The following is a 21,587-nucleotide window of genomic DNA, read 5'->3' on the forward strand; positions in this document are numbered from 1 at the left end:
TCGGCGACGGCTCGGCGCTGTACTCGGTGCAGGCCCTGTGGAGCGCGGCCCGGCATGCGGCTCCGGTCACCTACGCCCTTCTGGACAACGGCGGTTACGCGGCCGTCCGCGCGCTGGGCCGCCGGATCGGGATCGCACCCGTCCCCGGCACGGACATCACCGGCATCGACTTCGCGGCCCTCGCCGAGTCCCTCGGCTGCCCCGCGGCCCGCGCCGAACACCCCGACGAGCTGCCGGCCGCGCTGGACGACGCCCTCGGCCTGGGCGACGGTTCGGGTCCCTTCCTGCTGCACCTGCGGGTCGCCGGCAGCGCGGGCACCCTGTACGAGCCCTGGGCCGGGTGAGGGATGCTGCGCCTCGACTCCGTCAGCCGGCACTTCGGCGACACCCGCGTTCTGGACGGCATCAGCCTCACCGTGCCGGACGGTCAGCTCCTCAGCGTGGTCGGGCCCTCGGGCTGCGGCAAGTCCACGCTGCTGCGCACCATCGCCGGGCTGCTGCCCGCGCAGGAGGGCACCGTCACGGTCGACGGGACAGCGGTGAGCGGCGTACCGGAGCGGCTCGCGGTCGTCTTCCAGGAGTACGGCCGCTCGCTGCTGCCCTGGCTCACCGTCCGCGACAACGTGGCTTTGCCGCTGCGCCGCCGGGGCCTTCCCCGCGCCGTCCGCCGGGCCGAGGCCGAGACGATCCTCGAACGGGTCGGTCTGCACGGGGTCGCCCGGCGCCATCCCCGCGAGCTGTCCGGCGGCATGCAGCAGCGCGTCGCCATCGCCCGCGCCCTGGTCTGCCGGCCCTCCCTGCTGCTCATGGACGAGCCGTTCGGCTCGCTGGACGCGGGCACCCGCGAGGACCTGGAGGACCTGCTGCTGGAAGTGCACCGGACGAACGACACGACTATCGTGTTCGTCACCCACGACATCGACGAGAGCGTGTACGTCGGCGACCGCGTCGTGGTCCTCTCCCCTGGGCCCGGCTCCCGCGTCGTCCGCGACCTGCCGGTGGACCTGCCCCGCGAACGGGACCAGCTCAGCACCCGGAGCCTGCCCGGGTTCGTGGCACTGCGCACCGAGGTCGGCAAGGCGGTACGCGGCGCTCCGCCGGGAGGGGCGGGATGAGAAGGTGCCGCGATATGGCGTCTGCCGTCTGCGGCCCCGTCGTGAGCGTCGTGCCGTACGCACAGGAGGGGTGACCCCCGGGTCCGGGAGTCACCCCTCCTGCTTCAGCCGGGGCGGTCAGCGCAGGTCGCACACCTTGACGGTGTAGATCCCGCGGCCGTGCGTGGCGGCGTACAGCGTGCCGCCGTCGGGGCTCGTCCTGAGCTGGAGCACGGCGACTGCCGGCAGGCTGCCGATCCGCTGCCAGGTGGTGCGGCCCGGCGCGCGGTGGACGACACCGAGGTCGGTGGCGACGGCGAGCCCGCCGTCCGCCGTCACCAGCGCGGAGTTGGTGGGCACGTCGGGCAGGTTGGCCGAGATGTCCTTCCAGGTGGTGCCGCCGTCGGTGGACTCGAAGACGTGGCCGACGCCCGCGCCGGGGCCCTCGGTCCAGTGCCGGGAGAAGCCGTTGACGGTGAGGAAGACGTGGTCGCCGTTCTTCGGGTCGACGGCGAAGCCGCTGAGGTAGCGGTTGGGCACGGTCCCGTCGACGGGCAGGCTGATGTCGTGCCAGCCGGTGCCGTCCGCGTTGCCGACGGCGATGCCGCGGGCGAAGCCCTGGTTGTTGCAGGGGCCGCACCAGGCGGCGTAGATCTTCCCGCCGGAGGCGGCGACGGCGGTCGCGACCCGGCCGGCGCCGAAGTCGTGGACGCTGGTCCACTCCGTGCCGCTGCGGATGGCGTAGCCGTGGGTCTGCACCCAGATGTGCCGGCCGCCGGCGACCCAGGTGTTGCCGTCCTTCAGGTCCGCCGCCAGCGGGGCGATGAAGCGGGCCTCGCTGGTGGCGTTGTCGGGCGGGGCGACGGAGTACGAGGTGGCCTTGCTCGGGTCGGTGGCCCAGCTGCCGTCGTTCACGGCGCAGTTCTGGGTGACCTGGACGGCGAGGTAGACGTACTCCTGGGCGATGTTGCAGCCGTTGGCGGGATCGGTGAGGGTGTCGCCGCCGTCGCCGCCGAAGTTGGAGCCCATGACCTTGTCGTCGCCCCGCAGGATGGACTGGCCGTTGTCCTGCAGGCCGCCGGTGACGGACAGGCCGCCGTGGTCGAGGTCCTTGCCGATGCCGACGGAGTAGTACTGCAGGGTGTCGATGGTGCCGTCGTTGAGGGACGTCCAGTCGGTGGCGTGGCCGGAGGCGTCCTGGGAGCCGTTCACCGGGCGCTTGTAGACGCCGCCGTCGTTGCCGACGTAGACGAAGCTCTTGCCGTGGTAGCGGCCGATCGCCACACCGTGCTGGTCGGAGTGGGTGGTCGGGTTGCAGTCACCGGTCTGCTTGGCCGGGTCGATGCTCCAGCAGGAGAAGGTGAAGTTCCAGTACGGGCCGACCGTCGACCAGTCGGCGCCGCCGTCCTTGGTCTCGTAGACCTCCTCCAGGCCCGCGTACACGTGCTGCGGGTCGGCCGGGTCCACGGCGAGGAACTGGTTGTACCAGGCCTGGACGCCGGGCATGTAACCGGCCGTGGTGAGCGCCGAGTTGTCGGCGGCCAGGCCCTTGTAGTCGGCGATCTTCGTCCAGGGGCCGGTCGGCGAGCCGGACTTGGAGACGTAGATGCCCTCCAGGCCGCTGTCCGGGTTGGTGCTCAGCTGCTCCGGGGACTGGTCGATGGCGTAGTAGCGGGAGCCGTCGGCGGAGCGGGCGAAGGTGACGTTGCCGACGTTGCCGGCGTCGGCCGGGAGGTCACCGAGGCCGCTGGTGATCCGGGTCCAGGCGCCGCCCGCCTTGGTGTAGAAGCCGTTGTAGTCGTCGCCGCTGCGCCAGCCGACGGCCAGGACCACCTTGGAGGGGTCCGTGGGGTCGATGGCGATGTCGTTGGCGATGTTCTTGTACGGGGCGTTCGGGTCGTCGGCCTTCGCGCCACCCGGCAGGAAGTCGGGGTTGGGCGCGAACTCCAGCTTCCAGGGGCCGCTCAGCTGCTTCGTGGAGTGGCTCCACACGCCCTTGCTGGTGGCCGCCCACACCGTGTCGCCGCCGAAGCGCAGCTCGTGGATGGTGGTGCTCTCCAGCTCGTCGCCGCCGACCCGGCTGCGCGTGGAGAAGGTGCCGTGGTGCGGGTGCGTGAGGACGTAGACGCCGCTGCCGAGGTAGGCGTCGGCGTTGGTGGTGGCCTCACCCGTGCCCAGCCACAGCCGGCCGGCGCCGTCGAGGGCGAGGGCGCCGGTGGACTGGGCGGGCAGCCGGTCACTGATGGGCTGCCAGTGTCCGCCCCCGCTGCGCGAACGCCACACCCCGCCGCCGGCGCTGCCCGCGTAGACGTAACCGTCGTCGGCGGCGGCCACCGCCGCCATGCGGCCGGTGACGTTCCCGCCGCCACCGCTGGAGTTGGAGTCGATGTCGCGGTAGCGCGGATCGTCGGAGTTGTACGGCAGATCGGTGATATTGCGCCAACTGCCGCCCGTGGACTTCAGGTTGCCGAGACCGCGCCAGGCGGCGCCGTACGCGCCCGGCGCGACGACACCGGGCGAGGTGCGGGCCTCGGCGTACTGGTCCGCGCCCTCGGCGATCTCGTCGGCCTCGTTGCCGCCGTCGCCGTCCGCCGCCACGTGCGGGGACATCGCACCCACCGACTGCTCGCGTTCCTTGGCCAGTTGGGCCAGGGCCCGGACACCGAAGGGGCTCACCGACCGGCCCGAGGCGGCGGACGGGGGTATCGCGACGAGTGCGGCGGACGCGGTGAGCGCGCAGACGGTGAACCACCGTCTTCTGTGGGTTGGTACGGACACCAAGGACCTCCCAGGGTGCAGCGACACTGCTGACGCAGGAGACCCGATCACGTTGGCGTGAAAACGTCCGCCGCTTGGTGAAGTTTTGACGAGCACCTGCCAGTAGCTACCGCTCCGGAAGGCGATTCCTCCGGGCGGCCGGGGAAGCCGCGATGCCCTGACTGCGCACCCTGCCCATCGTCTTCAGCAGCCGGTCGGCCGGCTCGCGCAGCTGCGGATGGGCGTTGACCGTGTTCCGCAGCCCGCGCACCGGTCTGCGCCACAGCCGCTGGGCCAGCGCGACCGGGTGCGGACGGGCCGCGAAGCCCTCGGCGACCCGCAGTTCGCGGGTCTTGAGCCAGTCCTTGTACTCCTTGTCGCCGCGCCCGAGGTCCACGAGGGTCACCCCGTGCCGGGCCGCCGCCTCGGCGGTCCGCAGGTGCATCATCAACCCCGGTGAGTAGTACTGCAGTTCGGGATCGTAGGCGGTGAACCAGGCCGCCAGCACGGTGCTCGAGCGGGGGCCGAAGTGGGCGGCGACCGGCCGGTCGCCCGCGTACAGCACGGACAGCACCCCGGTGAAGTGCTCCTCGCGGACGCGGAAGAGATGGTCGACCAGGCCGACGATCCACGGCCGGGAGAACCGGTCCATGCGGCCGGTCCTGCGGTACTGCGCGGACTTCCACCGCATGAGCGTGCGCAGGACCTCCGGGTCGCGCTCGTCGAACTCGAACCGCACCTCGCCGACGTTCCGGCCGAGCCGGCGTTCCTTCTTCAGCGTGGTCTTGGCGAGGCCCGGGTAGGTGGCGCGCAGCCACTCCGGGTAACCGCCGTCGCCGGGCTTCACATCGATCACCGGCGAGGCGAAGGTGCCCGTGATGTGCGGCGCGAACGGCCGCTGTTCCTGGACGAGATGGTCGAACTCGAAGATGCTGAGCCCGCAGGCCCGCAGCAGTTCCCCGGCGTTCCAGGTGACCCCCGGCCGGTGCACGAGGGCCTGGCAGTCGGACAGTCCGAGCCCGATGGCCCGTCCGGCACCGAACGGGCCTCGCTCGTACGGGAAGAACCCGGCGGGCTCCCCGCCCTCGCGCAGGACCGCCACCCGGGCCCCGCGCCGGTACCGGCCGACGCCGATCGCGAACTCCGGTGCGAGGAAGGGATTGGAGTACTCGGGCGACTCGTCCATCGCGCGGTGCCAGGCCCGGCGCAGTTCGGGCGTCAGCTCGCCGGGTCTGTGGATGGTGATCTCCACCTCAGTTCGACCGCCCTTCCACAGGCTCCGCGAACGGTGTGCCCGAGGCGGCACAGGCCGGTGAGGCGTGTGAGGCGTGTGGATCATGGCTCATGGATCGCATGGGCGACCGCTCCCCCCATGACGCGCCGAGCGCGTCCTCCCACTGGTTCCGATGTGCGCCGCATCCCCTCCGCACGCGACTGCTCAAACGTCGCGAAACAGTACGCACACTGTCAAGGGTGCCTCAGGCGACGGATGATCCGCCACGGGTCCGGCGACATCGTGACAAGTCTGGTGCTTCCCGCGCCGACTTCGCCCGCCGTACGCGCACGCTCCAACCACGAAAGGCGGTACGGCATGTCGTCCACTGCCCGGCACGGTGTGCCCGGAGGCGCGGACGGCGGGCGGCGCCCGCACGGCGGCGCTCCGGCCCGCGGTCTTGACATGAACCTGCGTCAGCCTCGAGTCTTCCTGCTTGAAGTTGCTCGATTGACGCTCGTTTCGAGCGCTTGTGAGCATCAAGAGCAAGAACAGTCAGTCCGCAGTGCTGCGAGGGGAGCTGTTCCGCCGTGCAAAGACCGCGAAGACTGCGCCACCGTGTGCCGTGGTCCGCCTGGGTACCACTGGGGCTGGCCACCGCCCTGGCGGGAACCCTGCTCGCCGCCCCGGTGCCCGCCCGGGCCGCCACCACCACCGGCGCCGTGCTCGACCCCGCCCACGGCAGCGTCAGCTGGCAGAGCCCGGTCTACGCCAAGGGCACCGGCGGGGGCACCGAGAGCTGCCCGGACGCCGCGACCGACCCGGACAACAAGGTCTGCGACCGCTTCGACCTCACCGTCTCGGTGCCGGACGGATACTGGGACGACAACCCCGAGGGCGGCGTCCCGCTGGCGGTCAAGTGGGAGAAGCCCTCCGACGACTTCGACCTGTACGTCTACGACGACCACGGCACGCAGGTGGCGTCCAGCGCGGGCACCGCCGATCCGGAGGCCACGGTGATCCCGCGGGCGTCGGGGACGTACCACGTGGTGGTCGTGCCGTACGACGTGCACGACAACTCCTTCACGGGCACCGCGTACCTGCCCGCCACCACGGACGCCGGCGATCTCACGTCCTTCTCGGGCGGCGACGGCAGGTACACCATCAGGGCCGGGCAGCTCACCGCGCAGGCCGACTTCCTGACGGGAGGCCGGCTGCGGCTGCAGGCCGACCCGTCCGGCTCGCTCAGCGATCCGGCGGGCACCGCCATCGTGCGCAAGGAGCCCGCCCCCGAGCGGCACACCTCCTCCTTCGACGCGGGCGACTACTACGGCATCCGCTCCCCGCAGGCGGTCCTGCGCGTGTACAAGCAGCCGCTGCGCTTCGGGCTGTACAGGCCCGACGACCGGACGCGGATCTGGCAGGAGGACAAGCCGCTGCGCTGGTCGACCGGTGGCATGCGGCAGAGCCTGGTGCGGGGCGCGGACGAGCAGTACTTCGGCGGCGGCGAGCAGAACGGCAGCTTCTCGCACCGCGGGCAGACGATGTACGTGGCCAACAGCTTCGACTGGAACGAGGGCGGCTACAACAACTCCCAGCCGTTCTACCTCTCCAGCGCGGGCTACGGCGTCTTCCGCAACACCTTCGCACCGGGCGTGTACACCTTCGGCTCGCCGGTGACCACCGGTCAGCAGGAACGGCGCCTGGACGCCTACTACTTCCTCGGTGACGCCAAGCAGGTCATCGGCAAGTACACGGCGTTGGTGGGCAGGCCCTTCATGCCCCCGGTGTACGGCCTCGAACCCGGCGACTCCGACTGCTATCTGCACAACGCCAACCGCGGCGAGCGGCACACCCTGGACGCGCTGAAGATCGCCGACGGATACACCGAGCACCAGATGCCGCTCGGCTGGATGCTGGTCAACGACGGCTACGGCTGCGGGTACGAGAACCTGGAACAGACCGCACAGGGCCTGCGGGACCACCACGCCCAGCTCGGCCTGTGGACGCAGGACGGCATCGACAAGCTCGCCGACCAGGTCAAGGCGGGCCAGCGGGTGGCCAAGCTGGACGTGGCCTGGGTCGGCAACGGCTACAAGTTCGCGCTGGACGCGTGCGACGCCGCCAAGAAGGGGATCGAGGACAACAGCGACGCGCGCGGTTTCGTGTGGCTGCCGGTGTCCTGGGCGGGCGCACAGCGCTGTGGTGTGCTGTGGAGCGGCGACCAGAAGCTGTCCTGGGACTACATCCGCTGGCAGATCCCGGCCTACGCCGGGGCCACCATGTCCGGCATCGCCTACGACACCGGTGACGTGGGCAGCATCTACCGCCACGACGCCAAGATGTACGCCCGCGATCTGCAGTGGAAGGCGTTCCTGCCGGCCATCATGACCATGGACGGCTGGGCGACCGACCTGACCACCAAGAAGCCCGCCGACCAGCAGCCCTGGCTCGACGGCGAGCCGTACACCTCCGTCAACAGGAAGTACCTGCAGCTGAAGGAGCGGCTGCTGCCGTACATGTACACACTCTCCGCCGAGGCCGCGAAGACCGGTGTCGGCGCGGTGCGTCCGCTGTGGCTGGAGTACCCGCAAGACCCGAACACGCTGTCCGACCAGGCGAAGTACGAGTTCCTTTCCGGCCCCGACCTCCTCGTCGCGCCGGTGTACCAGGACTCCGACACCCGCGACGGCATCTACCTGCCGAAGGGCACCTGGACGGACTACTGGACCGGCCGTACCTTCCAGGGGCCGACCACGCTCAACGGCTACCACGCCCCGCTCGACACGCTCCCGCTGTTCGTGCGCGAGGGAGCGATCGTGCCGATGTGGCCCAAGGGGACGACGAGTTGGCAGACCCGCGACCGGCACGAGCTGGACTGGGACCTGTATCCGGCGGCCCGCGGCACGAGCCACTACACGCTCTACGAGGACGACGGGGTGACCCGCGACTTCGCCCAAGGCGCCGCCGCCATCCAGCGGGTGTCCCTGCACTCCGACGACGGCGGGACGACCGTCTCGGTGGGCGCGAGCAGGGGCGGCTACGCCGGCAAGGTGGACGCCCGTGCATACCGGTTCACCGTGCACGGCGACTCGGCGCCCGCCCAGGTCCTCCTGAACGGCCGCCGGCTGCCCGCCTCCGACTGGTCGTACGACGCCGGCACGCACGTCACGACCGTCACCACGGCGAGCCTGTCACTGGACCGGGCCTTCACGGTGCGACTGGTCGACGGGAGGTAAAGGAATCGTATGGTCTAGTCCAAAGAGCGCGTTGGTCTAGTCCAACTTATTGACGTGACCGCAACAGCTCCCGGAGGGTGGGGCTCCCCGCCCGGGGGACCTCCCCACCCCCACCCTCTGGAGGCACGCAGTGAGACGTCTTCGGGCATGTCTGGGCGCGGCGGCGGCCGTCACGTTCGCCGCGGCGGGCACGACCGCGCTCGTCGCGAACAGCGCCTCGGGCGCGACGAGCGCGTTGAGCAACCGCTGGTACGCCGCCGCCCCCTATCTGATGCCGCTGGACAACGACCCGCCGGACCCGGCCGCCATCATGGACGCCACCGGCCTGAAGGCCTTCCAGCTGGCCTTCGTCCTCGCCCCCAACGGCGGCGGCTGCTCGCCCACTTGGGGCGGGACCGCGCCCGTCTCCTCGGACACGGCCGTACAGTCGATGATCGGCACGATCCGCGCCAAGGGCGGTGACGTCTCGGTCTCCATCGGCGGCTACGGCGGCACGAAGCTCGGCCAGGCCTGCGCGGACGCCGCGTCCACGGCGGCGGCCTACCAGCAGGTCATCACCAAGTACGGGCTGCACGCCATCGACTTCGACCTGGAGGAGCCGGAGTACGAGAACACCGCGGCCATCAGGAACGAGATCGGCGCGGCCAAGATCCTCCAGCAGAACAACCCGGGGCTGTACGTCTCGGTGACGACGGCCGGCACCGCGGACGGCACCGGCTGGTTCGGCAAGCAGATGCTGCTGGAGGCCAAGTCCCAGGGATTCACCCCGAACAACTTCTCCATCATGCCGTTCGACGGCGGCTTCAGCGGGGCGGCGAGCCAGACCAGCGCGCTGACCAACTTCAACTCGATCCTGCAGTCGACCTTCGGCTGGGACCAGGCGACGGCGTACGCCCACGAGGGCTTCTCGGGCATGAACGGCCGCAGCGACTCGGGCGAGTACTTCACCCAGGCCGACTTCCAGACGGTGCTCGACTACGCGACGAGCCACAACATGGACCGCTTCACGTTCTGGTCCCTGAACCGCGACCGGCAGTGCAGCCCGCCGGACAACGGCGGCCGTACGTCCGGGACGTGCTCCAGCGTCACCCAGAACTCCTGGGACTTCGCGAAGTACTCGGTGCAGTTCGCCGGTGTCACCCCGCCCACCCCCACACCGACACCGACCCCCACGCCGACGCCCACCTCCTGCAAGCCCGCGTGGAGTTCCACGGCGGTGTACACGCAGGGGAACGAGGTCTCGTACAACAAGCACAACTGGAAGGCCAAGTGGTGGACCCAGAACGAGGTGCCGGGCGCCTCGGAATGGGGGCCGTGGCAGGACGAGGGCGCCTGCTGAACACCTGCCGGACCACTTGACGTGTTTGGTTCAGACCTCTAGCTTCTCGGGTCACCAGCGACCAAGGATGCGTTCAGCGTTCATCATGCTGAACGCATCCGCCGGTCCGGCCTTCGGTTCGCAGAAGGGACCCCCACATGACCCGATCCCGGCTCCTCGCGGCGCCGACCACCGCGGGCCTCGCCCTGGCCCTAGCCCTCCTCGGCAGCCCCAGCGCCATCGCCGCCGACCCGCGGGTCGCCCCCGGCGGCAACTTCGACCTGTCGGTCTGGGAGCTGCAGGAGCCCGTCGGCTCCCCCGGCAGCCCCACCACCATCCCGTCGTCCCGGCTCCAGGGCCCGAACGGCTACCAGGACGCGTACTTCTACACCGACACCCGTGACGGGGCGATGACCTTCTGGGCGCCCGAGAAGGGCGTCACCACGCCGAACTCGAACTACGCCCGCTCCGAGCTGCGCGAGATGAACCGCGACGGCAGCGCCGCCGACTGGGCGCTGTCCGGCTCGCACCGGATGAGCGCGACCCTGCGGGTGGTGTCCGTGACGAAGAACGTGTGCGTCGGGCAGATCCACCTCGGCAGCGGCGGCTCCTCCACCAAGCCGCTGCTCGAGCTGTACTACCACGCGAACGGCGACATCGTCCTCGGCACGGAGAACTCGCCGTCCGGCGGGCAGACCGCGCACGCCGTGGGGCACGTGTCGGTCGGCAAGACGTGGAGCTACACCATCGCCGTATCCGGCGGGAACACCGTCGACCTGACCGTCAACGGCACCACCACCCACTACGGCATCCCGTCGTCGTTCCAGCAGTACAAGCAGTACTTCAAGGCCGGCTCCTACAACCAGTCCTCCTCGGACAGCACGACCAACGGCGCCCGGGTCGCGTTCTACGGCCTGACCGTCGCCCACGGGTGACACGCCGCCCGACCTGCGCGACTGGTGCAATCGGCCGTACGGTCGTAGCGTCGGTTGCACGCGGTCGGACACAGCACTACGGGTGGGAGCGACCATGCGCGGATCAGTGTGGGCAACGGCGGTCACCCTCGCAGCGGGCGCCCTTCTGCCGGCGGCCATGACCCCGGCATCGGCGAGTCCGCCGACAGCGGCCGTCAAGGCCGACACCCCGCGCCCCGTCCTCGTCGACTGCATGTGGCAGCAGAACGTCCGCCCCACCGACTTCATCCTGGCCTGCGGCGACGGCAACAGCCGGCTCATCGGGCTCCACTGGTCGCAGTGGAGCCCGGACGAGGCGACGGCCAGGGGTGTGAACATGGTCAACGACTGCAAGCCGTACTGCGCGGCCGGCCGCTTCCACGGCTACCGGGTGACCGTCCGGCTCGACGAACCCAAGGCCTGGAAGAAGGATCCGCACGTGCAGCACTACACGCGGATGACCCTCACCTACGCCGATGACCGGCCCGATGGGTTCAAGCAGGTCATGACCTACCCGCTCTGGGACTGAGCGCCGGCGAGCGGGTAGGTGCCGGGCGCCGTGTCAGGCCAGCTCCACCAGTAGGTCGCCACCCTCCACCTGCTGGATGCGGTTGATGGCCAGCCGGGACACCCGGCCCGCCTTCGGCGCGGTGATGGTGGCCTCCATCTTCATCGCCTCGATGGTGGCGACGGTGGCACCGGCGGCCACCTCGTCGCCCTCGGCCACCGCCAGGGTCACCACACCGGCGAACGGCGCCGCCACGTGGCCGGGGTTGGCGCGGTCGGCCTTCTCCGTCACCGGCACGTCCGAGGCCGCGGCGCGGTCGCGGACCTGGATGGGCCGCAGCTGGCCGTTGAGCGTGGACATCACCGTGCGCATGCCCCGCTCGTCGGCCTCGCCGATCGCCTGCAGCTCGATCAGCAGCCGGACGCCGGGCTCCAGGTCGACGGCGTACTCCTTGGCCGGGCGCAGGCCGTAGAAGAACGCCTTGCTGTCCAGCACGCTGGTGTCGCCGAAGGCCTGCCGGTGCGTGTCGAACTCCCGTGTCGGGCCCGCGAACAGCAGCCGGTTGAGGGTGGCCCGGGGATCCTTGGCGAGACCCTCGCGGTCCTCGGCGGACAGCTCGGGCGCCGGCTTGGGCGCGGTCCGGCCCTGCAGCGCCTTGGTGCGGAACGGCTCGGGCCAGCCGCCGGGCGGGGTGCCCAGCTCGCCGCGCAGGAAGCCGATCACCGAGTCCGGGATGTCGAACCGGTCGGGCGTCTCCTCGAAGTCCTCGGGCGAGACACCGGCGCCGACCAGGTGCAGGGCGAGATCACCGACCACCTTGGAGGACGGGGTGACCTTGACCAGACGGCCGAGGATCCGGTCGGCGGCGGCGTACATGGCCTCGATGTCCTCGAAGCGGTCACCGAGGCCGAGGGCGACGGCCTGGGTGCGCAGGTTGGACAGCTGGCCGCCGGGGATCTCGTGGTGGTAGACGCGCCCGGTCGGGGAGGCGAGGCCCGCCTCGAACGGCGCGTAGATCTTCCGCACGCCCTCCCAGTACGGCTCCAGGTCGCCGACGGCCTGCAGGTCGAGCCCGGTCGGACGGTCGGAGTGGTCGGTGGCGGCCACCAGCGCCGACAGCGACGGCTGGGACGTCGTACCGGCCATGGAGGCCACCGCGCCGTCCACGGCGTCGGCGCCCGCCTGGATCGCGGCGAGGTAGGTGGCGAGCTGGCCGCCGGCCGTGTCGTGCGTGTGCAGATGCACGGGCAGATCGAACTCGCGGCGCAGCGCCGAGACGAGCTTGGCGGCAGCGGGGGCGCGCAGCAGCCCGGCCATGTCCTTGACCGCGAGGACGTGCGCGCCGGCCTCGACGATCTGCTCGGCCAGCCGCAGGTAGTAGTCGAGCGTGTACAGCCGCTCGGCGGGGTCGTTGAGGTCGGCGGTGTAGCAGAGGGCGACCTCGGCGATCGCCGTGCCGGTCTCCCGTACGGCGTCGATGGCGGGGCGCATCTGGCCGACGTCGTTGAGGGCGTCGAAGATCCGGAAGATGTCGATGCCGGTGGCTGCGGCCTCCTCCACGAAGGCGTCGGTCACCTCGGTCGGGTACGGCGTGTAGCCGACGGTGTTGCGGCCGCGCAGCAGCATCTGCAGGCAGATGTTGGGCACCGCCTCGCGCAGGGCGGCCAGCCGCTCCCAGGGGTCCTCGGCGAGGAAGCGCAGGGCGACGTCGTAGGTGGCGCCGCCCCAGCACTCCAGGGAGAGCAGCTGCGGCAGGGTGCGGGCGACGACCGGGGCGACGGCGAGGAGGTCCTTGGTGCGCACGCGGGTGGCGAGCAGGGACTGGTGGGCGTCGCGGAAGGTGGTGTCGGTGACACCGATCGTCGGCGACTCACGCAGCCGGCGGGCGAAGCCCTCGGGGCCGAGGTCGACCAGCAGCTGGCGGGAGCCGGCGGGCGGCTCGCCGGCCGGCAGCGGCGGCAGCTTGGTGACCGGGTCGAGCAGGTCCGGGCGTTCGCCGTGCGGCTTGTTGACGGTCACGTCCGCGAGGTAGGTGAGCAGCTTGGTGCCGCGGTCCGCGGAGGAGCGGGCGGTGAGCAGGTGGGGGCGCTGCTCGATGAAGGAGGTGGTGACCCGGCCCGCCTGGAAGTCCGGGTCGTCCAGGACGGCCTGCAGGAAGGGGATGTTGGTGGCCACACCGCGGATGCGGAACTCGGCCACGGCACGCCGGGCGCGTCCGACGGCCGCCTTGAAGTCCCGGCCGCGGCAGGTGAGTTTGACCAGCATCGAGTCGAAGTGCGCGCTGATCTCCGTACCGGCGTGGGTGGTTCCGCCGTCCAGGCGGATGCCGGAGCCGCCCGGGGAGCGGTAGGCGCTGATCCGGCCGGTGTCCGGGCGGAAGCCGTTGGCGGGGTCCTCGGTGGTGATACGGCACTGCAGGGCGGCGCCGCGGAGGGTGATGGTGTCCTGGGCGAGGCCGAGGTCGGCGAGGGTCTCGCCGGAGGCGATCCGCAGCTGGGCCTGGACCAGGTCCACGTCCGTGACTTCCTCGGTCACGGTGTGCTCGACCTGGATGCGCGGGTTCATCTCGATGAAGACGTGGTTGCCGGCGGGGTCGAGGAGGAACTCGACGGTCCCCGCGTTGCGGTAGCCGATCTCGCGGGCGAAGCGCACCGCGTCGGCGCAGATCCGCTCCCGCACCTCGGGGTCGAGGTTGGGGGCGGGAGCCAGCTCGACGACCTTCTGGTGGCGGCGCTGGAGCGAGCAGTCGCGCTCGTAGAGGTGGATGACGTTGCCCTCGCCGTCGGCGAGGATCTGCACCTCGATGTGGCGCGGGTCGACGACGGCCTTCTCCAGGAAGACGGTCGGATCGCCGAACGCGGCATCGGCCTCCCGGGACGCGGCCTCGATGGACTCGCGCAGCTGGGCCGGGTCCTCCACCCGGCGCATGCCGCGCCCGCCGCCGCCCGCGACGGCCTTGACGAAGACGGGGAAGCCGATCTCCTCGGCGGCGCGCACCAGTTCGTCCACGTCGGTGGAGGGCTGGGAGGAGCCGAGCACGGGTACGCCGGCGGCCCGGGCGGCGGCGACGGCGCGGGCCTTGTTGCCGGTCAGCTCCAGGGTGGCCGCGCTCGGGCCGACGAAGGTGACGCCCGCCTCCTCGCAGGCGCGCGCGAGTTCGGGGTTCTCGGACAGGAAGCCGTAGCCCGGGTAGACGGCGTCGGCGCCGGCCCGGCGGGCGGCGCCCACGATCTCCTCGACGGACAGATATGCCCGCACAGGATGCCCGGGTTCTCCGATCTCGTACGCCTCGTCGGCCTTCAGCCGGTGCAGCGAGTTGCGGTCCTCGTGCGGGAACACGGCGACGGTGCGCGCGCCGAGTTCGTAGCCCGCCCGGAACGCGCGGATCGCGATCTCTCCACGGTTGGCGACCAGCACCTTGCGGAACATCCTGGATTCCCTTCAGCTGCCTGTCGGCGACGAACACCATGGTGTCAGCCACGCCCTGCCGTACCTCGCGGCAACCTTAGGGGGTGGCCGCTCGTGTCGACGTGCGAAAACCATCACATTGACGGGGTGGGCGGCGCCACAGGCACGAGCAGGGTTCGATCAGCACTCCAGGGAGGTCATCGCCGTGTCCTGCGACCGTTCCTGCGCCCCGGTCCGCGGCCGTTCGACGCTCGCCGGCACGGGCACGGTCCGGGGCGGTGCGGGGGCGGGGACGGGGACCGTGGGTGGTTCCGTGGGCGCGGGTCCGCGGTCACGGACGGGCAGCAGGGACCGCGGAACGGCCCGCAGAAGGTTCCGCAGTCGTGCACGGCGGCCGTGCAGCAGGCCGAGGACGATCGCCGAGGCCACCGCGATCAGGTGCTCGCGGCCGGCCAGGTTGGGTACGGCGATGGACTCCCACACCATCGAGCCGCCGGTCAGGGTGAACACCACGGGCGCCCGTTTCACCACCGAGAGATAGGTGAACAGACCGACGACGGCCGCGGACGGTCCGGTGTCGAGCACCTCGGCGTACTGGTGCGGCAGCCCGAAGCCGCCCCAGCCGGGACCCAGCGCGATCATCACGCGCGCGGTGAGCGTGCCGGCCAGGGTGGTGGCGTAGGAGATCGCCAGCGTCCGGGCCCGGCCCAGGGCCAGTTCGGCCCAGGCGAAGGCGAGGAACAGCTGGGTGATGCCCGCCCACACCGGCAGATCGAGCGCCGGGACGTACAGCGACACGGGTGTGCGCAGCAGCGACAGCCACAGCGGCAGGTCGGCCCTGACGCCGCCCAGCCGGGTCACCCACACCGCGCCGAGCGGGTGCTGGGCGATCGCGTGGAAGAAGATGACGCCGAACGCGGCGACGAACCCCAGCAGCAGCCCGGACAGTCCGCGCCGCGTGAGGCGCCGTACCGGTTCGACGACGATGGCGTGCCACTCGCCCCGCAGCGTGCGCCCGGTGAACCGGACCAGCCGTGCGAGCAGTGCGCGGCACCACTCTGTGCGCGCTTCAGTCGTCATGAGGCACGGCAGCCCATCGCCTTCGGCTCCCCCGTCATGTGCATCGCCCCCTTCACCCCGATCCCGGTATTCCGGCCGCGGGGTGTTTTTCGGTCATCCACCCGTATCGGCCGCCATCGTATAGATGTACGGATCTCTCCCGGCCGGCCCACCCCCGCGTGCGGGTCGCGGCGCCCGCGCGTTCAGCCGCCGGTGCGTGCCTCGGTTCTGGTGAGTGCGATCACGACATGCGTCATCGTCACCTGCTGCTTGCGCCGCTGTCGTTCCGACATGCGCCCGGTCCCTCCCCCGGTGTGGGTCTCTGTGGTGGTGAGACCCGATCGGTGACAGTTCAGCGAGCCGGGAGGCGGTCGTCAAGATCCTTTGCGGATGCGTGGGGGTGTGGGAAGACCCACAGGTCCGAATCGGCGGAATCCGGGCCTCAGAGGCAACCTCCGCCCCCTCGGATCCGTCCTCCAAAGCAGGCCCCTTCAACGGCTCGGCGGGGCGCCCGTGCCCGCGGTGCCGGAGCCGCCCTCACGAACTCCCCTGTGATGACGGCCAGTTCATCACGGCTCGGCAGGGCCGGGACGGCGGCAACAACGCGCGCTTCTCCTTCGGCCACGGCGACCGGCATCGAGGACGTCCCGGACCGGCTGTCGGACATCCACCTCGCCGTGCCCGCCCTCTGATCTCGCGTCACCTCGGCCGGAGGAGATCGCCTCCACCATGCAGCGGACGGTCGCGCCCGTCGTGAACCTCTGCACCCGTCCGGAGCAGCGCGCCCTCGTGCCCTCCGGCCAGAACGACCAGTTCGAGCTGCCGGTGCGGCTGCATTCCTGGCCGGGCCCGGAGCGTTGCTTGACTTGGAGAGCGCTCCAACTCGTAGCGTCGCAGACGTACGGCACGCGAGGGCACCGACCCGTGCGCCGTACGAAACGACCGTCGAATGTGCAGGAAAGGCTGGGACATCACATGCAGAAGCGCAGTCTGCGGGACCTCCAGGTATCGGCCATCGGCCTCGGATGCATGGGCATGTCCGCCTTCTACGGCTCCGCCGACCGGGAGGAGGGCATCGCGACCATCCGCCGGGCCCTCGAACTGGGCGTCAACTTCCTCGACACCGCGCAGGTGTACGGCCCGCTGACCAACGAGTCACTGGTCGGCGAGGCGATCCGCGGGCACCGCGACGAGTATGTGCTCGCGACCAAGTTCAACTACCGGATGGACGACGCCGTGCCGGGCGACATGAGCACCGTCGGCCGGCAGGACGGCTCCGCCGAGCACGTGCGCAGCTCGGTCCACGGATCGCTGACGCGGCTGGGCACCGACCACATCGACCTGTACTACCAGCACCGGGTCGACCCGAACGTGCCCATCGAGGAGACCGTCGGCGCGCTCGGCGAGCTGGTCGCCGAGGGCAAGGTGCGGCACATCGGGCTGAGCGAGGCGAGCGCGGAGACCATCCGGCGGGCACACGCCGTGCACCCGATCACCGCCGTGCAGAGCGAGTACTCGCTGTGGACGCGGGACGTGGAGGCCGAGGTGCTGCCGGCCTGCCGGGAGCTGGGCATCGGCTTCGTGCCGTACTCCCCGCTCGGCCGTGGTTTCCTCGCGGGCCGCTTCACCTCGCCGGACGAGCTGGACGAGAACGACTTCCGCCGCAACAACCCGCGCTTCACGGACGCCAACCTGGAGGCGAACCTGCGGCTGGCGGCCAAGGTGAAGGAGATCGCCGCCGAGAAGGACGTGACGCCGGCCCAGCTGGCCATCGCGTGGGTACTGGCCCAGGGCGAGGACCTGGTGCCGATCCCCGGCACCAAGCGCCGCAGCTACCTGGAGCAGAACGCCGGTGCGGTCGGTATCGAGCTGACCAAGGACGATCTGGCCCGCATCGACGCGGAGCTGCCTGCGGCGGCGGGTGAGCGGTATGACGAGGCCGGGATGAGGGCCGTCAATCGGTGAGCGCCGCCCCTTACGGGATGCTGCACGTGCGGCGTCTCGCGCACTCACCGATGCCGGGGCGCGTGGCGGTGCGGGCTGCCGTCGCGAGGTCCAGGTCGGTGGTCTCGGGGGCGAGGAACTGGAAGCGGCCCCTGCGCGAGCTGGGCGCCGACCGCGCCCTCCTCCCGGCGATTGCGGCGGGAGGAGGGCTCTGTGGGGTCCGGTTCTGGGGTGGGGGCGGGGCTCTGCGGGGTCCGTGTGCCGTTCTCGCCGCCTCCGTCCCGTGACCACCGCGAGATCCAGCGCCGCCGCCAGTGCGAGGACACCGCACACCACCGCGAGGACGGTCAGCGGGCCGCCGCCAGGGCTGTCGCCCGGACCGGAGCGCGCCGCCCAGATGGCGAAGCCGGCCGTCGCCGCGGCGAACAGCGGCAGGAAGACGGCGGACAGCAACTGGCGCAGCCGCAGGGCGCTGCGTGCGGTGGCCGGTTCGGTGCCGGTGCGCGGGAAACGGTGACCGAACGCTCCGGAGCGCGACCGGGAGTCCGGCACGACCGTGCGGCCGCGGCGCTCGTCGTGCATAACGGCCTCCTTCGGCGGGGCTTCACGGTCTGCTGCCGACCGCGTAGCCAGGACCGGCGCCCGGCAAACCGGTGGCGGTGAGGAAGGGCACGCGCGGCTCAAGTGACGTACGGGAAACGGCCTTTGGCCCCTTCACCGCCTGCTCGGCCGGAGGTTCGTGCCCTGCGGCGCCGCCGGTCCGACGGATGCTGCCCCGGTGTGGGTGTCATCGTGCACAGCGCGGCACCGCGCCGTCCGGCCGCCTCAGCCGCCCGTGGGCTCACCCCTGTGTGTGCTCCCCGTGGCCCGGCAGGTTGTACACGTGGAAGGCCTGTCCGATGACCGGCTGGGCGACGTTCCGTACGCGGACGCCGCCGCTGGTCATGCCGTGCTCGGTGCCGGCGTGGGCGTGGCCGTGCACGGCGAGGTCGGCGCCCGCGGTGTCGATGGCCTCCGCGAGCAGATAGCTGCCGAGGAACGGGTAGATCTCGGCCGGCTCCCCGGCCAGGGTGTCCGGCACGGGTGAGAAGTGCGTCAGGGCGATCCGCACGTCGCAGTTCCGGTCGGCCAGGTCCTTCAGGGCACTTTGCAGGCCATCGGCGCACTGGCGGCTGTAGCGGACGAACTCCTTCATGAGGGGTTCGCCGAACTCCCCGGCGCAGCGTCCGACGAATCCCCCGCCGAAGCCCTTCGTCCCGGCGACCCCGATCCGGGCCTCGCCGGCGGTGACGACGGCGGCCTGGCCCTCCAGGACGTAGGCGCCCGCCTCGCGCAGGGTCGCGGCGACTTCTTCGGGCCGTTCGTCATGGTGGTCGTGGTTGCCCAGGACGGCGACGACCGGCACCCCGAGGTCCTTGATCTCCCGTGCGACGACGGCGGCCTCCTCGGTCGTGCCGTGCCGGGTGAGGTCCCCGGCGAGCAGCAGGACGTCGGCGCACCGGGGCAGCGTCTCGAAGGAGGGACGCAGCGTGCCCTGGCTCTCGGGCGCCATGTGGATGTCCCCTACGGCCGCGACGCGGATCATGTCAGGTCCTCTCCGTGGTCGGGCGAGGAGGTCCCGGCGATGAGGATGTCGCAGTGGACGGGGTGCCCCGCCAGCTCCTCGCGGGCCATGTGGCAGATGTCGTCCCGGCACTGGCTGGACGGCACGGTGCCGGTCAGCAGGATGGCGTCGCCGCGCAGTTCCAGCCGTACGCCGAGTTCTCCGAGGTCCCCGGTGGCCAGACGTTCGGCGAGGTGCGCGACGCGGTAGTCCAGGTTGCCGGCCGCCGACGGGGGCGGCGGGCTCGTGTCGGTCATGGCTGCCCCTCCTGGGGGTCGATCACGTTCAGCCGTTCGAGGAGGAAGAGGAAGGCAGCCGGCATGGGCTGGTCGCCGCAGGCCGCCCGGAGCTCGTCCCAGTCGACCTTCTCGCGCACGGCGCGGGCCACCGGCAGGACGGCCCCGAAATCGCAGTAGTGCTCCGAGAAGGCGCTGATCAGGCTGTGGATCAGGTCGGTCGGGGAGAGGACGGGCATCAGCACCGAGTCGACCGGCAGGACATGGGCGCGTTCCAGCATGTCCTTGGTGACGGGCTGGTGCGCGAGGGAGAAGATGATGTCGACGTTCTGCCCGCGGCAGGTGGTCTTCAGCAGCCAGTCCTCGGGCGGGGTCCGGATGGGGAGGCCGGCCTCGCGCAGGGTGGCCACCACCGCCTCGGCGTCGTCGGAGAGCACGCAGAAGTCGGCATCGTGCTGGAGGTAACGGCTGCCGCCGTGGGCGTAGACGGCCACGCTGCCGGCGAGCGCGAAGGGGTGGCCGGCGCGTTTGAGCAGGGCGCCGATCTCCTTGGTGGCCTCCAGGATCGCCTGGCTGCGGTCCTGCGGCAGCTCCGGCTGCCCCGGGTGTCCCGGTGACGGCGCGACGGGCTGGTCCGGTCCGCCCCCGGCGAGGCGGAGCTCGGTGACCTCCGGTCGCCGGAGTGGGGCGGTGCCCTCCCCGTTGTGCGTCATGGCATCTCCGTTCGCGGCCCCGGCACGCCCGGGTCGGCCGGTTCGGACCCGGGGGTCGTACGGGTACCCGGCGCGATCGCACCGACACGGCGTACGGCCCGCCGGTTCTCGGCGGCCCGCCCGTCCCGACCTGCGGCGGAGTGCCCGGGCAGCACGCGCGGGCCTCGCCCCCGTACCGCTCCGCCGGCTGCCGTGTCACCGGCCCCGCGGCGGTACTCACGTGCATCGCGTCCCGCACAGGCGCACCCTGTAGGAATGAGGCCCCGGCTCAGTGCGGGTCCGCGGCAGCCGTGGCAGTCGGCACACGCTCTGCTGCTGCTCCCGATCCTGCTCATCGTGGTGATCACGATGGTGGACATGCGTGCCCCCACCAGCGTCCACCTCGGCCCGGCCCTGGTGATCGCGCCCGCGATCACCCCTTCCTTCGCAGGGCCCCGGACCACGGCGGCCGTCGGGGGGCTGGCGCTGGCCGCACAGGTCCTCATCGGCTTCACCCACGGCGGGATCGGCACCATGAACCACATCGTGCAGATCATCACCCTCGCGGTGCTGACGGTGATGCTGGTGATCTACAGCGCCCTGCGGGAGCGCCGTCAGGCCCAGCTGGCCCAGGTCCGCACGGTCGCCGAGGCCGCGCAGCACGTGCTGATGTGGCCGCTGCCCGAGCAGATCGGCCCGCTGCGGATCGCCTCGCTGTATCTGGCGGCGGAGGACGAGGCACAGATCGGCGGCGACCTGTACGCGGCGACCCGGTGCGACGGCTCGGTACGGGTCCTGATCGGTGATGTGCGCGGCAAGGGCCTGTCCGCCATCGGCGAGGCGGCGCTGCTGCTCGGCGCGTTCCGGGAGAGCGCGCACCGGCACATGACGCTCGCCGAGCTGGCCGCCCAGCTGGAGCAGAGTGTCACCCGTTACGCGGAGGAACTGGACCCGCCGGAGGAGGCGGGCGAGCGGTTCGCCACGGCGCTGCTGGTGGAGATCCCGGACCGGGATCCGGTGACCCGGATGACCAGCTGCGGCCATCCGCCGCCGCTGCTGCTGAGCCCCGGCCACGCCGTCACGGTCCCGAGCCTGCACCCGTCCCCGCCGCTCGGGGTGCACAGCAGCACGGAGCGCACGCTGGACGTGTTCTCCTTCGAGCCCGGTGACACCCTGCTCCTGTACACCGACGGCGTGGTGGAGGCCCGGGACGCCCGCGGCCGGTTCTATCCGCTCACCGAGCGGGTCGTGCGCTGGACCGACGACAGCCCCGAGGCGCTGATGCACCACGTGCGGCGCGATCTGCTCACCCATGTGGGCGGCCGGCTGGGCGACGACGCCGCGCTGATCGCGCTGCACCGCACGGCCGTCGACCGCCGCCGCCACCACCATGGCCGGGCCGCCGACGCGGACAGCCTCCGGCACGGCTGAGGAAGGGGCCATCGGGGTCACCCCGGTGCGGCTCCACGGGTGCCTCCGACGCGGCGATGGTGGCCGAGGCGCACGCGCGCTGCACGGCCCCTGCTGTCGGACGGGCGTGCGGCCCCGCCCCGAGTGGGGCGG

The 21,587-nt window shown here is 71.5% G+C and carries 16 protein-coding genes and 1 pseudogene; 9 read left to right on the forward strand and 8 right to left on the reverse strand.

What is annotated here, in order from left to right:
• Window positions 1-344: thiamine pyrophosphate-dependent enzyme (locus ABT288_RS43335; protein WP_351620553.1), on the forward strand; the 344-nt coding region annotated here is incomplete at its 5' end.
• Window positions 345-347: 3 nt separating this feature from the next.
• Window positions 348-1,115, forward strand: a complete 768-nt coding sequence (locus tag ABT288_RS43340; protein ID WP_351620556.1) for an ABC transporter ATP-binding protein — start codon at window positions 348-350, stop codon at window positions 1,113-1,115.
• 117 nt (window positions 1,116-1,232) lie between these two features.
• Here the strand turns inward: ABT288_RS43340 and ABT288_RS43345 are convergent, their stop codons facing one another.
• Window positions 1,233-3,872 (reverse strand): WD40/YVTN/BNR-like repeat-containing protein, encoded by a 2,640-nt coding sequence (locus tag ABT288_RS43345; RefSeq protein WP_351620559.1) that lies wholly within the window; start codon window positions 3,870-3,872, stop codon window positions 1,233-1,235.
• 106 nt (window positions 3,873-3,978) lie between these two features.
• Entirely contained in the window at window positions 3,979-5,103 is a 1,125-nt protein-coding gene (locus ABT288_RS43350) for a GNAT family N-acetyltransferase (RefSeq protein ID WP_351620562.1), read from the reverse strand.
• Window positions 5,104-5,654: 551 nt separating this feature from the next.
• Between ABT288_RS43350 and ABT288_RS43355 the strand changes: the two genes are divergently transcribed.
• The 4 genes from ABT288_RS43355 to ABT288_RS43370 all read left to right on the forward strand — a co-directional run bounded on the left by ABT288_RS43355 (window position 5,655) and on the right by ABT288_RS43370 (window position 11,103).
• The gene (locus ABT288_RS43355; protein ID WP_502972973.1) at window positions 5,655-8,303 is read left to right on the forward strand and encodes a glycoside hydrolase family 31 protein; all 2,649 of its coding nucleotides are present in this window, start codon (window positions 5,655-5,657) and stop codon (window positions 8,301-8,303) included.
• Window positions 8,304-8,433: 130 nt separating this feature from the next.
• Complete coding sequence (locus ABT288_RS43360) at window positions 8,434-9,642, forward strand: carbohydrate-binding protein (protein ID WP_351620565.1); 1,209 nt, start codon at window positions 8,434-8,436, stop codon at window positions 9,640-9,642.
• A gap of 137 nt (window positions 9,643-9,779) precedes the next feature.
• On the forward strand, window positions 9,780-10,556 hold the full coding sequence (locus ABT288_RS43365) for a polysaccharide lyase family 7 protein (RefSeq protein WP_351620568.1): 777 nt from the start codon (window positions 9,780-9,782) through the stop codon (window positions 10,554-10,556).
• A gap of 94 nt (window positions 10,557-10,650) precedes the next feature.
• On the forward strand, window positions 10,651-11,103 hold the full coding sequence (locus ABT288_RS43370; protein WP_351620571.1) for a hypothetical protein: 453 nt from the start codon (window positions 10,651-10,653) through the stop codon (window positions 11,101-11,103).
• Between the two features lie 33 nt (window positions 11,104-11,136).
• Here the strand turns inward: ABT288_RS43370 and ABT288_RS43375 are convergent, their stop codons facing one another.
• Together ABT288_RS43375 and ABT288_RS43380 are read right to left on the reverse strand one after the other, a co-directional pair.
• A complete protein-coding gene (locus ABT288_RS43375) occupies window positions 11,137-14,511 on the reverse strand; it encodes a pyruvate carboxylase (RefSeq protein ID WP_351620574.1) in 3,375 nt (1,124 codons plus the stop codon).
• Window positions 14,512-14,670: 159 nt separating this feature from the next.
• Window positions 14,671-15,570 carry a hypothetical protein gene (locus tag ABT288_RS43380; protein WP_351620577.1) on the reverse strand — a complete coding sequence of 300 codons (900 nt, stop codon included), beginning with the start codon at window positions 15,568-15,570 and terminating at the stop codon, window positions 14,671-14,673.
• Window positions 15,571-16,103: 533 nt separating this feature from the next.
• Between ABT288_RS43380 and ABT288_RS43385 the strand changes: the two genes are divergently transcribed.
• Together ABT288_RS43385 and ABT288_RS43390 are read left to right on the forward strand one after the other, a co-directional pair.
• A complete protein-coding gene (locus tag ABT288_RS43385) occupies window positions 16,104-16,241 on the forward strand; it encodes a hypothetical protein (protein WP_351620579.1) in 138 nt (45 codons plus the stop codon).
• Between the two features lie 283 nt (window positions 16,242-16,524).
• Window positions 16,525-17,514: an aldo/keto reductase gene (locus ABT288_RS43390; RefSeq protein WP_351620582.1), complete on the forward strand. Its 990-nt coding sequence runs from the start codon at window positions 16,525-16,527 to the stop codon at window positions 17,512-17,514.
• 285 nt (window positions 17,515-17,799) lie between these two features.
• Here the strand turns inward: ABT288_RS43390 and ABT288_RS43395 are convergent.
• From ABT288_RS43395 to ABT288_RS43410, 4 genes and pseudogenes are all read right to left on the reverse strand, one after another.
• Window positions 17,800-18,075, reverse strand: a pseudogene (locus ABT288_RS43395) (DUF6343 family protein); the annotation flags it as partial.
• 259 nt (window positions 18,076-18,334) lie between these two features.
• Window positions 18,335-19,078 carry a metallophosphoesterase family protein gene (locus ABT288_RS43400; protein ID WP_351620584.1) on the reverse strand — a complete coding sequence of 248 codons (744 nt, stop codon included), beginning with the start codon at window positions 19,076-19,078 and terminating at the stop codon, window positions 18,335-18,337.
• On the reverse strand, window positions 19,075-19,353 hold the full coding sequence (locus ABT288_RS43405; RefSeq protein WP_351620587.1) for a hypothetical protein: 279 nt from the start codon (window positions 19,351-19,353) through the stop codon (window positions 19,075-19,077). The genes ABT288_RS43400 and ABT288_RS43405 overlap by 4 nt, the downstream gene beginning before the upstream one ends.
• Window positions 19,350-20,045 carry a nucleotidyltransferase family protein gene (locus tag ABT288_RS43410; RefSeq protein WP_351620590.1) on the reverse strand — a complete coding sequence of 232 codons (696 nt, stop codon included), beginning with the start codon at window positions 20,043-20,045 and terminating at the stop codon, window positions 19,350-19,352. The genes ABT288_RS43405 and ABT288_RS43410 overlap by 4 nt, the downstream gene beginning before the upstream one ends.
• A 255-nt stretch (window positions 20,046-20,300) precedes the next feature.
• Between ABT288_RS43410 and ABT288_RS43415 the strand changes: the two genes are divergently transcribed.
• Window positions 20,301-21,455 carry a PP2C family protein-serine/threonine phosphatase gene (locus ABT288_RS43415; RefSeq protein ID WP_351620593.1) on the forward strand — a complete coding sequence of 385 codons (1,155 nt, stop codon included), beginning with the start codon at window positions 20,301-20,303 and terminating at the stop codon, window positions 21,453-21,455.
• Window positions 21,456-21,587 lie beyond the last annotated feature (132 nt).

It is taken from the genome of Streptomyces sp. NPDC001093 (assembly GCF_040298985.1).
Lineage (GTDB): Bacteria > Actinomycetota > Actinomycetes > Streptomycetales > Streptomycetaceae > Streptomyces.